Below are 14,420 nucleotides of genomic sequence, written 5' to 3'. Positions count from 1 at the left end.
GTTGAAAAGGTCACGGGATTTCCATGACAGATATATATTAAATTACCAATATATAGTTAGTTGTCCGACATACAGCCTTTTCAGGGGAAGTTCAATACATCACTGTACCTATGCAATGTGATCTTTCAATAGACATCACGATGAAAGTCCATCTATTGTTTCTCTCAGGTCGGCCATGTCTTTTTCAATAAAAGCTCTTGTGAACCCGGCCAGGTTCTTATAAAATCCGGTGCCGGTATTTTGTTCGATATTATCTGAAAATCCAGGCACCCATGCGCCAAGATGGTCCTGAAGGAACCGGACCTGCACATTCAGGTTATCCAGGGTACCTTCTATATCGGCCTGTTTGATTACCTGCAACTCTTTATGGATGAGGTAATACATAAATTCCAGTTCAACAGTAATATGGTCCGGTGATTCTTTGTGGTCGTCTGAGATATCCAGTCCGGCTGCTTTGTATCTTCTGATCGCATCCAGGGTTGAGTTGCCCATGACCTTCCTCTCCCCTTCCAGGTATACGGAGCCATAGGGGGGGGCCTGCAATTTGAAAGGCCCGACAAACAGCTGTGAGTGGTCTATCAGTAATTCGTTGAGTTTTTCAATACTTGGGAAGATACTTCCCGTGCCAGGGTCAATGATATCTGCAGCTTTTTGCAGGTCGTTCACTTTTTCAATAAGGTCATGGTCAGGCCCACGGTAGCACTGTGAAAGAAATCTATACACATCACCTCTGGCCTTTTCATGAATTAAAAAATCGTTTTCGTTCATTTTTCACTCCTCATAATCTCAATCAATGGTAGGTATGGACCCGTATCGGGCCCCATACTTACCAAGAGCTATCGCCTATTACGTTGTCTCTAAATTTAAATACTTCTCCCCCAGAGTATAAATCAGAAGCATTGTAGACATAGCGAATATCAGAACCAGCCATTCCCAAATGGTTGGTGAATATGTCTGTATTTCAGATAGCCCAACCGGAACAGAACCGGTCAGGTTAACCTGTCCGGACATCAGGAGGGATATCCTGCCTGCTAATATACCAATAAGGACAAGGAATGATGCTATAACCTTACCTTTAACAGAAGCACGGACTGATGGAATTGCCATCAACAATATTGGCAGGAGCAATCCCAGTCCCAGTTCAAAGTAATAGGGCCAGTGGGTAAAAATATGCTCGAATCCTGCAAACCCGGTCGAATTGGAATACATCTTAATGATGGTCCTGGATATGAAAATGATCAGGACGAACCCGGTAACAATGGCCATATCCCTTCCTACTTTATTCATTTGTGTCTTTTGTTCTTCTGGTATTGTTTTACTTGTGACATTGTGGTAGATAAGGGTCACAAATACTATTCCTGCTATACCACCCAATAATGCGGTAAACAGGAAGTATACAGGCATGAACTCACCGAAGAAGGCAGGTCTGGACTCCACAAGCCCGAATGAACCACCTAAGGTAGATGACGAACCTATGGCAAATATGAACAGAACCACAGCTGGAACCATGGCTTTTTTACCTTTTTGCACCATCCAGAAATTCACAAGCAGGAATATGAAGAAAACACTCAACATAACCGTCTCCCACCATATGGAAGAAGTCAAATTAGGAGATGTGATATAGTTCATGATATTCCCCGGGTAACCGAGCTCCATAATGATCGCAATTATCCCTGCTCCAAAAGCGGCAATAGCCACGAATAATGCACGATTTACTAATGGCTTATATCGTTCCACACCGAATATTATTGAAGCAGATGCCACGAATGCCAGACCGGTACTTATCAAAGCAAAATATGTGTAAGCCGCCAGGGGAATGGTCCAGAACAGTGTATCAGTACCTCCATATATCACCTGCCCTTCCTGGAACGCTTTAAGAACAGTATAGAGACCGGCCAGTATAGCCAGTATTAGCAATCCGAACCAGGCAGCTTCCATGGTCTTAGTGATTTTCATTTAGAGACCTCCTTTGGTTTTTGAATATGCAGCCGGATTAAAATCCCTGATATAGAACACCTTTGGTTCAGTACCTATGTTCTCCCTCAGGCGTGTTGGAGCATACTTACCAAGAAGATGGCTCACTTCACTATTAGGATCGTCCAGGTCCCCGATTATCCTTGCATTGGCCGGACATCCCTCCACACAATAGGGCAGTTCCCCTTTCTCGATCCTGTGGTCGCACAGGGTACATTTCTCCACGATCCCCTTTGGCCTTATACCGGGCAGGGTACCTGCTCGGTCCTTATTATAGTAGGGTAACGTATTCCCTCCGGATTTCGAAACGACCTCTGCAGGAGAAGATGTACATCCTTCTATTGTTGCTGTAGTGTTCTTCCATTGTTTGTGGGGTTCTTCCCAGTTGAAGTATATCACACCATACGGACATGCAGCCATGCATGCTTTGCAGCCGATACATTTATTTGCATCATGCATGGTGATATCTCCCTCTTTCTTGTGCATTGCCTTTGTGGGGCATGTCTTCACACAGGGTGCTTTCTCACAATGATTGCAGAGTGTGGGGATATAATCAAATCTCACGTTCGGGAACGTACCTGATGTCCTGGTGATCCTGCTGGACCATGTGATACCCTTTGGAAGGTTGTTCTCGTTCTTGCAGGTGATGATACATGCACCGCAACCGGCACACCGTTGAAGATCTATTACCATGGCATATCTTGTCATTTAATCCACCTCCTGCACCTTCTCTACCTTAACCCTGGCATTTGCATAAAATGCAGAGGAACCACTCAAACGATCGTATTCGGCCGGGATTATATCATTATTGTTTCCACCAAGAGGTTTTTTACCAAACTCCCTGGATGCCACTTTCCCGTATGCCCAGTGCCCCTGGCCATAGGATTTGGCGACCGTCCCGGGTCTGGTCCCCTCCCATAGTTTTGCTGTACATTCCAGCTGGCCTGTGGGAGATACAAGCCGGATTTTATCGCCGGTACCAATGCCGAGTTTTTGTGCATCCAGCGGATTTATCTTGGCCACATCCTCATTTGAGGTATCACCGGGGTCCACATCCTTTATCTCGTGGTACCATTCACAATTGGCAGACCTTCCTTCCCGGTTAAGCCTGGATTTGTGGTCCACCAGGACGAACGGGAATTCAGTTTCGCTTCCCATCATGTATGGTTCTTCATAATGGGGGATATATGCCATATCCCCTCTCGCCTGGTAATTGCAGGTAGCCATTATGTCATCCACGGTGGTCTTGTGTTTTTCAGCATGTCCGGTCAGTGCTTTCTCAAGGGTCTTACTGTAGAACTCGAACTTCTTTGTGCTGGTGTTCATGTCACTCCACCTCTTTTTGAATGAATAGGGGTCTGAGTTCCACACTCCGGTCGACCTGAAATCTTCCCATCCGTTGAATCTGTCTCCCCCTTTGTATTTGTCGGGGTCCCAGAGGTCCTGGGTGGCATATTTCAAGGCATATAATGCGAATTCCTTTGCATTCGTGGGTGCTTTCCCGGTCTCAGGGTCTATGTATTCCTTGAAATGCCTCAGTAAGTTGTCAAAGCCCCTCTCTGCCAGTTTCTCGGCGATCAGCCAGGGAATCTCTGTCTCATCGATCTTCACATCCCAGAGCGGTTCGATAACTGGCTGGAGCAAAGTGACATGGGTATACCCGTTCGAATGGACCGGTACATATCCCCACTTCTCGAACATATGGTTACATGCCGGCAGCACGATATCTGCGAACCATGAGAATTCGGATGCATTTGTGGTCAGGTGCACCAGGAACGGTATCTTGGAGAGTGCCTTTACCCAGCGTTCTGTCTGGGGTGCGGAAAATACGAAGTTGTTCATATATCCTATGACTACCTTGATGTCATAGGGATCGTCATTGATAATGGCATCAGCGACATAATTGGTCATCACACCGCCACCTGACTTTCCATCTTTCAGGGCAGGGAATTGCTTTGTTCCCCGGTGGTCTATTTTTTTGTTACCAGACCCTTCATGGGCAATATCATCAAGGAACTCCTTTTCGCTCGGGAATGAGGTATAATATGCTTTATTTGCTTTCATGGTCCCGCCATGGTTGTCCACCGAACCGACAAGAGCGTTCAAAGCATGGCAGGCCATACTTGCATAAGCACCTCTGGTCTGCATTACCGGACCTCCGCCGACCCATGAAATGGCAAAGGGGGCAGCTCTTCCAAAGTCCAGTGCTACCCGTCGTATCTGGTCTTCAGGGAGCCCGGTCTTTTCAGATGCCCATGCAGGTGTCCTGTCCTTGAGTTCCCTGTTCCACCATGTTACTATCCCGTAGGTGTGTACTTCCTCAAAGTCTTCCTCATTGACCTCCTGGCCAGCTGCGAACCTGTTGGTGCCATCGGTGAAATCACCAACGAATTCACGGCTCCATAATCCTTCGGTCAGTATCACGTGTGCTATAGCAACTGCCAGTGCTCCGTCCTGCCCAGGTTTGACGGGCACCCATTCATCAGCTTTTGTGGCAGTCGCTGATAACCGCGGGTCTACAACGGCCACCTGAGCTCTGTCAAGGATCTCTCCCCATACGCTCAGATAATAGGAAACCTGCCTGTTGGTAGCTATCGGGTCAGCTCCCCACAGGAGTATGTAACGGGTGTTTTCCACATCATATTGCCGGTAATCCCATTCACCTTCTGTATAATAGGGGCCGAACTTCTCAGCTTCGGCACAAATAGAACTGTGGGATATGTTATTGGGAGACCCGATTATTTTGGTCGTCCGGCTGTAAAGGATATCAGCCATAAAAGAGTAACGTCCTCTCAGGAGCAGGTACTTGTGGGATTCATTGTTCTGCCTGAGTTCTATTAATTTATCAGCTATGGTATCCAGTGCTTCATCCCAGGATATGGGTATGAACTTTGGGTCTTCATTCCTGCCTTTCACTGGATTGGTACGTTTCATAGGGGTCTTTGTCCTGTCGGGATCATAGACCTGCTGCAATCCAAGATGTGCCCTTGGACAGCTGGCGGCACCGTTCACTTTAGAGTTGGGATTCCCCCTGACCTTGATGGCCCGTCCGTTCTCCACATATACCTGTTTGGCACACCATGACGTACAGCCCTGACAGGTAGTGGCTTTCCATCCTCCTCCTGAAAGGAGGTTCGTAGAATTTGTGGTATCAGTTTCAGCAAGAGTTGTCAACATTGGGTGTGTTGTAATTCCTGCAGCGACACCGGCAGTTGAAGCGCCAACTACTTTTAAAAATGACCGTCTCGAAATGTTCATACTATATCCTCAGGTTTTTTCGTAATTGATTGTCTAATTTTTCTTTGCATTGAAAAATCTATGGCTGCATAGACTATTTTTAAAGTAGTAATTAAATAAATCGAAAGTGATTTTTTTAGACAGACTCCGATAAATCAACCTGAGTATATCGGATTAACCCCTCGTGTGGGAAATGGACCATTCATGGAACATCATTGTACCAGAATGTCACCTTCGTTGGTTATGCCAATTTCAATAGCATGCAATACCCTGCGTTCCCGAAGTTTGTTCTGGGCTTTTTCTTCAATAAGTGAAAGCAGGGATGGACCTCCCTTTGGGATCCAGATATTATGTATATCTGCCTCATTGAATATCATGCCAGGGATCTCGTAGATATCTGTCCCTGGCACCACTTTTATCCAGATGGGGGCATTGATGATCTTGACAAGTTCCACCGTGTTCTTTGCGCGGGTTATATTATTCCTGGCCTGGGCTTCAATAATACTGATATTCGCTTTGGTGGTACCCAGTTGTAGGGCGACCTGGCTCTGGGTTATCCCACCTGCCCTCATTTTGAGCACCTCTATCTGCCTGTCGGTAAGGTTGGTCGTATTAACCATACAGTCAATAATTTCACCCCATAATATTTATATGTTAAGCAAAATTATTAATATTACACACAAAAACAATCATTTTTGTTAATCGGGTGAATTTCATGGAAATGATATCTGTCAAAAAAGCAGTAAATGCCGTGACCGACCTGAAATCCAGGTATTATTATTACAGGGAACATGAACCGGTCACCCTGAATGAAGCATTGGGTCGGGAACTTGCCGAATCAGTAGTGGCTACAAGGATATCTCCGGAATATGATATTGCAACCATGGACGGTTATGCCGTTCATACCGACCACGGGTATCCCCTGCAGGTCAACGAGCGGGTATATGCGGGAGATGAAAAAGGTGTACACATTGGACCTGGAATGGCAGCGGCCGTAGCCACGGGTGCTTTTCTTCCGGACGGAGCCAATGCCGTAGTAAAATTTGAGGATACACAGGTCTCCGGAGATATACTGACAGGTCCCGTTGTTCCTCCATGGACCCATGTGTTACGGGCAGGTACCGATTACCGGGAAGGGGATGTGATACTTGACAAATACCAGAGGATATCTCCCCAAAGCATGGCCCTGCTGTACGGCCTGGATGTGGATGAAGTTGCGGTACTCAAGAAAATGAACGTGGGCATAATTTCCACAGGGACCGAGATATTCAATGGCATGATAAAGAATACGAATGCTTTGATGGTTGCAGGGTTCATGCAGGAATGGGGATGTGATGCCGAACTGGTAGGTACCGTTCCTGATGATTATGATATGACACTCGATATGATCGAAGCCGCAACAGGCGATTACGATGTGGTCCTGACAACAGGTGGTGTATCAGTAGGCGAGCGGGACCATGTGCATACTGCCATAAAGGAACTGGGTGAAATGGTCTTCCACAAGGTCAGGATACGACCCGGAAAACCCCTGGCTGTGGGGGTGGTGAATGATACTCCGGTATTTGGCCTCCCGGGAAAACCCACTGGGGCCTTTGCGGCCCTGGAACTGGTAGTACGACACTATTTCACGAACATACCCAGACCATCCACCAGTGTAATAATGAACAGTAACATCTCACTCCCGCAGGACGGTAACAGCTATATATTGTTCGTTAAACAGGGGTCATCCGGTCTGGAGACCATGAAATATGATGGGTCAGACCTTTCCCTCTTTTCGGCAGGAGACCCATACGGCGTTTCATTAATATCTGCCTCGCCCCGGTCCTCAGTAGTGGATGGGTACGTTATCACAGACAAAGATATCACAAAAGGAGAGACGGTTACGGTACATCTGTTCAATTAAGGTGATACAATGAATGATAAAGAGATAATAGAACTGGCTGTAAACCTTCACGGTCATCTTGCACCCGGGCTTGCCCTAGGATTGCGTATGAGTGAGATTGCATTGGAACGACTGGCAGTGGAGCGCGGTCATAAAAGGATAATGGGCATTTCAGAGACCGCCCGTTGCCTGGCAGATGCCATGCAGGCGGCTACTGGTTGTACTGTGGGTCACGGGAATGCATTTGTCGAGGATTATGGTAAACTGGCCCTGACCATTTCCAATACTGAAACCAATAATGGGATCAGGGTGGCATTGAAGCAAGATGCTCAGGACCTGTCCCCTTTGATGAAAACATGGATGATGCGCCTGGGCAGACTGAGCCATGAACAGGAGGATGAACTGGGCGCAGAATTGCTGGTGATGGATGAGAAGTACCTGGATATCCAGGAAGTGCTTGTTGATATGGGACAGAATTTCGAGAGCACCCGTATCGTTGAATGCTTTGAATGCAAAGACCTGGTACCTTCCGGCCTGACCGGTATGATCGACGATAAGGTCGTCTGTAAGGTCTGCTCAGGTCAGGGATACTGCAGGGCTATATAGGGACTATGAGGTCTGCATTGATACTGGCCGGCGGTCGCGGCAGGAGAATGGGATTCAGGGAAAAAGCCCTGTTACCCGTAGGGAACAGGACCATACTTGAAAAGACCATAGAAGTACTTGAGACTGTTGTGGACGAGGTCATAGTATCGGTAAGGGACCAAATACAACAGGAAACGCTGAGAGGATACACACAGGATTTGGATGTTGTTCTCGATAACTATCATGATGTTGGACCCCTGGCCGGTATTTTGGAAGGAATGAAAGCGGCAGGAGGGGAATACGTGTTCATATCCGCATGCGATATGCCATACCTGGATACCCGTGTCGTGCAATTGCTCTTTGACCGCGCACAGGGGCATGATGCTGCCATACCGGTCTGGGAGAACGAGGTCCTGGAACCGCTGCACGCCGTTTACCGTGCCAGCCCGATGGCAGTGGAAACAGAAAAAGCCATTCTTCGCAATGATAAGATAGCGCTGGCCCCCATTTTCAAGCTCAAGGATGTGGTATTCGTGGCTATGGAAGAGATACAGGACATCGACCCTGACCTCAGGACATTCATGAACATCAACACAATGGAAGATATTGGCAAGATCGAGGATGAATAATATGTCATCGAACCTTCAACCACGTATTTGCATCGTCGGTCCATCCGGCAGTGGCAAGACCACGCTTGTAGAGAAACTCATTCACAGCCTCACTGAAAAGAAGTACAGCGTGGGTACTATCAAACATCATAGCCATGACGATTTTGAGGTAGACCATGAAGGTAAGGATACCTGGCGCCATGCACAGGCAGGCGCCAGGACTGTATGCATATCATCCCCCACCATGTTCGCTCTGGTGAAGAGGGTTGATCAGGAACTTACCCTGGATGAGATCGCCAGACACCTGGATGACAGGGATGTGATACTCGCAGACGGATTCAATCGTTCGGAGTGGCCCAGGGTCATTATTGCCAGAGATGAGGCAGATATTGACATTTTCGGGAAGGGGAAAGAGGTAATTGCTACCATCAAGGACCCTTCAGATGCACGACAGGTAGAGGATATCGTTCATGCCATTGAATACCTCATTAACAGGAGCGAAACGTGAACTATGGTTGTACGGACTTCTGTTCCCAGGAAGAAGAGTGCTCTGGTATGGCCAGTTCTCGTACTCTTGATTGGTGTAATCGGTATTATCAGCGTTTCCATATCGGGATGTACCGAACAAAATGATATGGTCATCACCGTGTCAGCGGCTTCCAGCCTGCAGCAGGTTTTTGACGGACTGGGCCCGGAATTCGAGCAGGCAGAACCGGGTGTACGGGTAACCATGAACTATGCCAGCAGCGGTGTGCTGTGCACCCAGATCAAGCAGGGTGCACCCGTGGATGTGTATGTATCGGCCCTTGAGGATTATATGGATGGTCTTCAGGAACAGGGTCTTATCATGAACGGGTCCAGAAGGGTTTTTGCAGCCAACAGCCTGGTTATCATTGTACCGAAAGGGGGTGAGACAGACGCGACCCTGGAGAACCTGGATACTTTTGACCGTATCGCTATTGGAGACCCGTCTCATGTCCCTGCAGGGAAGTTCCCGAAGGAATCACTTGAGAATTCCGGCACCTGGGAGGATGTGAAAGACAACCTGGTGTACGGGTCAAATGTCAAGCAGGTCTTGAACTACGTTGCCAGGGATGAAGTTGATGCCGGGTTCGTGTACCTGACCGATATCACCGGCCAGGTACGGGTGTCCCAGAGCATCCCTGATTCCTTTCATTCACCTATCGTCTATACGATCGCAGTGACCGCTTCGTCAGATAATCCGGAGATTGCCGGCAGGTTTGTGGAAATGGTTGCCTCCGATGAATACTTCCTGGAACAGTCTGGTTTCATTCCAACCACTGAGGTGTGAAATGGCAACAGATATCCTGTTCTCGATGTTGTTATCCCTGAAGGTTGCACTTCTGGCCACGGGTATAATAGCTGTTCTTGGTACCGGAACGGCATACCTGCTGGCACGATACGAATTTCGTGGAAAGGACCTGGTGGATGCCCTGACCACATTACCGCTCGTACTGCCGCCATCGGTCACGGGCTATTACCTGATAGTGCTCTTAGGACGGCGGGGCGTCATCGGGGGGCCCATTTATGAGCTGACAGGTTTTTCCCTCATGTTCACCTGGGGTGCAGCGGTCGTCGCAGCCGTCGTCGTGGCTATCCCGATCATGATAAAGATAGGTCGTGCAGCTATTGAAGCGGTGGACCCGGACCTTGAGATGGTCTCCTATACGCTGGGGCGGTCAAGGACGTATACCCTGTTCAGTATCACCCTGCCGCTTGCGCGTAAGGGTCTCATGGCCGGGATCATATTGAGCTTTGCCAGGGCGCTGGGCGAGTTCGGAGCCACATTGATGGTGGCGGGCAACATCCCGGGAAGTACTGATACCATGCCCCTCGCGATATACGGTGCCATGATATCCGGTGACATGGGAACAGCTAACCTGCTGGCCGGGATACTCACGTTCGTATCATTTTTGATCATATACCTGACCTTCAGGACCGGGAGGTGGCTGGATGGGAATTGAGATAGCTATACACAAGCGATTCCACTCCTTCGACCTGGATGTGGGATTCAATGCGCCTGGCGGTATGGTCGTGTTCTTTGGCAGGTCAGGGGCGGGCAAGACACTGGTCATGCGGTCCATTGCAGGATTACAGAGACCGGATGACGGGTTCATCAGTATCGACGGTACGGTGTTCTTTGACTCATCCCGGGGAGTCGACCTCACACCACAGGCCCGCAATATCGGGTACATGTCCCAGGACTATTCCCTCTTCCCTCACCTGAGCGTAGAGAAGAACATTGGCTACGGTCTCCCGAACGATGCAGGGAAAGAACGGGTGAATGAGATGCTGGAACTGTTACAGCTTGAGGGATTGCAGGGGCAGAAACCGTCCCAATTATCAGGAGGACAGAAGCAGAGGGTGGCACTGGCACGGGCACTTATCCGTCGACCACGTTTGCTTTTGCTGGATGAACCCCTGACCGCACTTGATAACATTTCCCGGCTGCACCTGAGGGATGAATTGATGTCGATACAGGAGACGTTCCAGGTGCCGGTGATATTCATCACCCACGACCCTGTTGAGGCTTTCACCATGGCTGATACGCTTGTGGTGTTCAATGAGGGGAAAGTGGAGCAGGTCGGTCCCCCGCAGGACGTGTTCAGTCATCCTTCACGTTTTTCAGTGGCCAACCTTGTGGGAGTCCACAACATCTTTGAGGGTGTGATAGAGGAAACCGATGCGCGTGCAAACCTTACTCTCATCCGTGCCGGGGATTCTACCTTCATGGCCGACCATTATCATTTTCCTGATGGCGAAAAGATATACTGGTGTATAAGGCCGGAACAGGTAATGATAGTAAGGGATGACCGGCCAATTGGAGTTGCAGTAAAGGAGAACCAGGTATCTGGTGAGGTGATACGGTCGATGCATACTGGTCCTACCTACCAGGTAAGGCTGGTATCTGATACAGGAATGATGCTTGAGATAGAACTGCCTGTCCACAGCTATAAGCGGATGGGGATGGGTGTTGGGAAACGGGTGAATGCATCATTGAAGAAACGTGAGATACACATCTTCAAGGGGGATGCCGGATAGAGAATGCGGTAACGTCCGGGTGTTTTGCACGATGGGTATTCTGTTCCGTTCACGGTATCGCGCAGCCCCCTTATATATCTTGAAAATGGAGGATAATATCATGAAAGTAATTTCTGTGGTAGGGCATAAGAAATCTGGCAAGACCACACTTGTCTGCAGTCTTGTTGAAGCGCTTGGTGCATTCGGTCGCGTCGGAACGGTGAAACACATGATGCATCACCGCTTCAATCCGGAAAATACAGACACAGGAAAACAGTTCGATGCAGGTGCAGAAGTGGTTGTTGGTATCACCGCGTCCGAACTTGTCACTGTGGCACGGGAGCCAACTCTTGAAAAAGCACTGAATGCCCTTGCCAATAGCGGCATGGATTTTGCCATCATTGAAGGTGATAAAGAAAGTTCCCTTCCAAAGATCGTATTGGGCGACCTTGATTATCCATCCGGGGTCTCGAACGTGGTGGCGAACCTACCTGAACATGCTGATGTGGATATTGCCGGATTGGTCGAGGTCATCCGCTCCCAACCGGACTGGGTCACGCTGGAGCTCCTGGTCAGGAAAGTGCGCAGCAATCCAGCTATACAAAAGGCTGGTGCCATCGGTACGTTCACCGGTATCGTGCGTGAGATGACCGGGGATGTGCAGACAGAAACGCTTGAGTTCGAACAGTATGAAAGCCTTGCACGGGAGAGCATCGAGAAGATATCTACTGAATTAAAGGAAAAGGACGGTATCATGGATGTCGTTATCCATCACAAGACCGGGAAGATAAGGCCCGGCGAGGATATTGTCTATATCGTTGTCGCATCATCCCACAGGACACAATTGTTCCCGGTCCTGAGCGAGGCCATCGAGCGCGTGAAGTCAGAGGTACCGATATGGAAAAAGGAAATGACTACAGACGGTGAGTTCTGGGTGCATGACCATGCATGAGCCCGGACCCTGGATACGATGAGCAATACCCGTATCCGTTATCATTTCGGATTCATCGCGCAGATGACTGGGCACCTGGCCTGGATACGATGAGCAATACCCGTATCCGTTATCATTTCATCGCAGACTGGATTTAAGCTCGCTGGCCATCGCCTCCAGCCGTCCGATAACATCCTGCCCGCTGGCTATGATGTCTACAAAGGCAGAACCAACGATAACGCCATCAGCGCCGCTTTTGAACACACCGGCGGCCTGCTCGCCCGATGATATGCCAAACCCCACAGCCCGGGGTGTATCGGTCCTGACCCTGTCCAGCACCTCTTTCGTGGACATGGCAATATCGGCCCTGACGCCCGTAACGCCCAGCCTGGATACCAGGTACAAAAATCCTGTACCACGTTTCAGGATATCCTCAAGCCGGCTTCCTTTTGTCGTAGGTGCCACCAGGAATATCAGGTCGACCCCGTTCTTTTCACAATACCCTGCGAGCTCACCGGATTCCTCTGGCGGCAGGTCGGGTACAATGATGCCTGTGATACCGCTTTCCAGGCAATCCTTCACGAACCGCTCGGGCCCGCGTTTGAATATCAGGTTGTAGTAGGTCATCACCACAAGCGGTACATCCACATCCAGGTTCCTGACCATAGCGAAATATTTATCTGGGTTCATGCCCGCATCCAGCGCCCTCTGGATGGATGCCTGGATGGTGGGTCCGTCGGCCACAGGGTCAGAGAACGGCAATCCCAATTCTACGATATCTGCACCGCCTTTGACGAGTGCGCGCACGATTCCCGGAGTGTCTCCGTCACCTGCACATACATAGGCTATGAGCGCTCCTTCTTTGTTCTTTTTCAGTTCACTGAACGTATCAGATATCCTCATACCTGTACCCCCTTCTCCAGCACGGTCTCAAGGTCCTTATCGCCTCGTCCTGATATATTGATGACCACAATATCACCCAGTTCACCTGAACCTGCCGCTTTTGCCAGGTAGGCAAGGGCATGGGATGATTCAAGTGCAGGAATGATACCCTCAAGCCGGCTCAGTTCATGGAAAGCAGCAAGTGCCTCATCATCATCGGCGTTCACCGGAATGATCCTCCCATTTTCGGCCAGGTAGGCCAGTTCAGGACCCACACCGCTGTAATCCAGACCAGCAGAGATGCTGTGGGATTCCAGTATCTGGCCGTAGGGGTCCTGCAATATCTTTGTCCGCGCGCCATGCAGCACTCCCTCCTCGCCCACACTCAGGGATGCGGAGTGCAGTGCAGCCTTGTCTGTGCATTTCAGGCCGCTTCCACCTGCTTCCACTGCAAACAGTTTCACACCGGTATCAGGAACGAAGGAATGGAAGATACCCATGGCATTGCTGCCGCCACCCGTGCATGCGATAATGGAATCTGGAAGTCGCCCTTCTTTTTCCAATATCTGCGACCTGACCTCGTTACCGATGACGCTCTGGAAGTCCCTTACAATGGTGGGGTAGGGATGGGGGCCCACTACTGAGCCGATGAGGTAATGAGTATTTTCCACATTGCTCACCCAGTCCCGTAGCGCCTCGTTGATGGCATCCTTCAGGGTCTGGCTGCCGGAAGTAACAGGTATGACCTTTGTACCCATCAGTTCCATGCGGTACACGTTCATACGCTGCCGCCGGGTATCCTCAGCACCCATATAGACCTCTGTGACCATTCCAAGGTTCGCTCCGACCATGGCAGTGGCCGTACCGTGCTGGCCGGCCCCGGTCTCTGCAATGAGCCTCCGCTTGCCCATGTACTTTGCCAGGAGCGCCTGGCCAAGGGTATTGTTCAGTTTATGGGCGCCGCCGTGTACCAGGTCTTCGCGTTTAAGATACACCTTGACACCGTATTTTTCACTCAGGCGCCGTGCATGGTACAAAGGTGACGGCCTGCCGGCAAAATCCCTCAAGTAATAATCAAGTTCCTTTTTGAAATCAGGATTATCCCTGAAGCGTTCATATGCTTCTTCCAGTTCTTCCAGTGCAGGCATGAGCACCTCGGGTACGAACTGCCCGCCGAACCGCCCGAATTTGCCTTTTTGTGTGATGTTCATGAATTTTCCTCTATTCATTGCCAGTTTTATGCATTTGATATGTGTTCCTTATTTGCCGTGCTTGACGT

The 14,420-nt window shown here is 49.5% G+C and carries 15 protein-coding genes; 8 read left to right on the top strand and 7 right to left on the bottom strand.

From position 1 onward, the window contains the following. Positions 1-135: 135 nt before the first annotated feature. The 5 genes from K0A89_02130 to K0A89_02110 form a co-directional block, all read right to left on the bottom strand. The gene (locus K0A89_02130) at positions 136-768 is read right to left on the bottom strand and encodes a molecular chaperone TorD family protein (protein ID MBW6517285.1); all 633 of its coding nucleotides are present in this window, start codon (positions 766-768) and stop codon (positions 136-138) included. Between the two features lie 78 nt (positions 769-846). Next, complete coding sequence (nrfD, locus tag K0A89_02125; protein MBW6517284.1) at positions 847-1,956, bottom strand: polysulfide reductase NrfD; 1,110 nt, start codon at positions 1,954-1,956, stop codon at positions 847-849. Continuing rightward, entirely contained in the window at positions 1,957-2,682 is a 726-nt protein-coding gene (locus K0A89_02120) for a 4Fe-4S dicluster domain-containing protein (protein ID MBW6517283.1), read from the bottom strand. Beyond that, on the bottom strand, positions 2,683-5,232 hold the full coding sequence (locus K0A89_02115) for a molybdopterin-dependent oxidoreductase (protein MBW6517282.1): 2,550 nt from the start codon (positions 5,230-5,232) through the stop codon (positions 2,683-2,685). A gap of 191 nt (positions 5,233-5,423) precedes the next feature. Further along, positions 5,424-5,831 carry a Tfx family DNA-binding protein gene (locus K0A89_02110; protein ID MBW6517281.1) on the bottom strand — a complete coding sequence of 136 codons (408 nt, stop codon included), beginning with the start codon at positions 5,829-5,831 and terminating at the stop codon, positions 5,424-5,426. Between the two features lie 95 nt (positions 5,832-5,926). Between K0A89_02110 and K0A89_02105 the strand changes: the two genes are divergently transcribed. The 8 genes from K0A89_02105 to K0A89_02070 all read left to right on the top strand — a co-directional run bounded on the left by K0A89_02105 (position 5,927) and on the right by K0A89_02070 (position 12,280). Beyond that, entirely contained in the window at positions 5,927-7,114 is a 1,188-nt protein-coding gene (locus K0A89_02105) for a molybdopterin molybdotransferase MoeA (GenBank protein MBW6517280.1), read from the top strand. Positions 7,115-7,123: 9 nt separating this feature from the next. Beyond that, positions 7,124-7,699 (top strand): hypothetical protein, encoded by a 576-nt coding sequence (locus tag K0A89_02100; GenBank protein ID MBW6517279.1) that lies wholly within the window; start codon positions 7,124-7,126, stop codon positions 7,697-7,699. 5 nt (positions 7,700-7,704) lie between these two features. Then, on the top strand, positions 7,705-8,307 hold the full coding sequence (locus K0A89_02095; protein MBW6517278.1) for a molybdenum cofactor guanylyltransferase: 603 nt from the start codon (positions 7,705-7,707) through the stop codon (positions 8,305-8,307). Between the two features lies 1 nt (position 8,308). After that, positions 8,309-8,794, top strand: a complete 486-nt coding sequence (gene mobB, locus K0A89_02090) for a molybdopterin-guanine dinucleotide biosynthesis protein B (protein ID MBW6517277.1) — start codon at positions 8,309-8,311, stop codon at positions 8,792-8,794. Between the two features lie 3 nt (positions 8,795-8,797). Next, on the top strand, positions 8,798-9,598 hold the full coding sequence (gene modA, locus K0A89_02085) for a molybdate ABC transporter substrate-binding protein (GenBank protein MBW6517276.1): 801 nt from the start codon (positions 8,798-8,800) through the stop codon (positions 9,596-9,598). A 1-nt stretch (position 9,599) separates the two neighbouring features. Further along, positions 9,600-10,271, top strand: coding sequence for a molybdate ABC transporter permease subunit (gene modB, locus K0A89_02080; GenBank protein MBW6517275.1), 672 nt, complete (start codon positions 9,600-9,602; stop codon positions 10,269-10,271). Continuing rightward, positions 10,261-11,349, top strand: a complete 1,089-nt coding sequence (locus tag K0A89_02075; protein ID MBW6517274.1) for an ABC transporter ATP-binding protein — start codon at positions 10,261-10,263, stop codon at positions 11,347-11,349. Before modB ends, K0A89_02075 begins: the two co-directional genes overlap by 11 nt. Positions 11,350-11,449: 100 nt before the next feature. Beyond that, entirely contained in the window at positions 11,450-12,280 is an 831-nt protein-coding gene (locus K0A89_02070) for a molybdopterin synthase (protein MBW6517273.1), read from the top strand. 117 nt (positions 12,281-12,397) lie between these two features. On the opposite strand, the gene trpA is transcribed toward K0A89_02070, so the two are convergent. Together trpA and trpB are read right to left on the bottom strand one after the other, a co-directional pair. Beyond that, positions 12,398-13,162 (bottom strand): tryptophan synthase subunit alpha, encoded by a 765-nt coding sequence (gene trpA / locus K0A89_02065; GenBank protein MBW6517272.1) that lies wholly within the window; start codon positions 13,160-13,162, stop codon positions 12,398-12,400. After that, positions 13,159-14,352, bottom strand: coding sequence for a tryptophan synthase subunit beta (gene trpB / locus K0A89_02060; protein ID MBW6517271.1), 1,194 nt, complete (start codon positions 14,350-14,352; stop codon positions 13,159-13,161). Before trpB ends, trpA begins: the two co-directional genes overlap by 4 nt. Between the last annotated feature and the right edge of the window lie 68 nt (positions 14,353-14,420).

Source organism: ANME-2 cluster archaeon (genome assembly GCA_019429385.1).
Lineage (GTDB): Archaea > Halobacteriota > Methanosarcinia > Methanosarcinales > Methanocomedenaceae > Methanocomedens_B.
The sequence above is the reverse complement of the archived record's forward strand: the minus strand, read 5'-3'. Positions and strand labels throughout refer to the sequence as shown.

Bases quoted from the DNA above. Each gene is read 5' to 3' on its own strand.
- K0A89_02130 (MBW6517285.1), bottom strand. From the start codon at position 768: ATGAACGAAAACGATTTTTTAATTCATGAAAAGGCCAGAGGTGATGTG.
- nrfD (MBW6517284.1), bottom strand. From the start codon at position 1,956: ATGAAAATCACTAAGACCATGGAAGCTGCCTGGTTCGGATTGCTAATA.
- K0A89_02120 (MBW6517283.1), bottom strand. From the start codon at position 2,682: ATGACAAGATATGCCATGGTAATAGATCTTCAACGGTGTGCCGGTTGC.
- K0A89_02115 (MBW6517282.1), bottom strand. From the start codon at position 5,232: ATGAACATTTCGAGACGGTCATTTTTAAAAGTAGTTGGCGCTTCAACT.
- K0A89_02110 (MBW6517281.1), bottom strand. From the start codon at position 5,831: ATGGTTAATACGACCAACCTTACCGACAGGCAGATAGAGGTGCTCAAA.
- K0A89_02105 (MBW6517280.1), top strand. From the start codon at position 5,927: ATGGAAATGATATCTGTCAAAAAAGCAGTAAATGCCGTGACCGACCTG.
- K0A89_02100 (MBW6517279.1), top strand. From the start codon at position 7,124: ATGAATGATAAAGAGATAATAGAACTGGCTGTAAACCTTCACGGTCAT.
- K0A89_02095 (MBW6517278.1), top strand. From the start codon at position 7,705: ATGAGGTCTGCATTGATACTGGCCGGCGGTCGCGGCAGGAGAATGGGA.
- mobB (MBW6517277.1), top strand. From the start codon at position 8,309: ATGTCATCGAACCTTCAACCACGTATTTGCATCGTCGGTCCATCCGGC.
- modA (MBW6517276.1), top strand. From the start codon at position 8,798: ATGGTTGTACGGACTTCTGTTCCCAGGAAGAAGAGTGCTCTGGTATGG.
- modB (MBW6517275.1), top strand. From the start codon at position 9,600: ATGGCAACAGATATCCTGTTCTCGATGTTGTTATCCCTGAAGGTTGCA.
- K0A89_02075 (MBW6517274.1), top strand. From the start codon at position 10,261: ATGGGAATTGAGATAGCTATACACAAGCGATTCCACTCCTTCGACCTG.
- K0A89_02070 (MBW6517273.1), top strand. From the start codon at position 11,450: ATGAAAGTAATTTCTGTGGTAGGGCATAAGAAATCTGGCAAGACCACA.
- trpA (MBW6517272.1), bottom strand. From the start codon at position 13,162: ATGAGGATATCTGATACGTTCAGTGAACTGAAAAAGAACAAAGAAGGA.
- trpB (MBW6517271.1), bottom strand. From the start codon at position 14,352: ATGAACATCACACAAAAAGGCAAATTCGGGCGGTTCGGCGGGCAGTTC.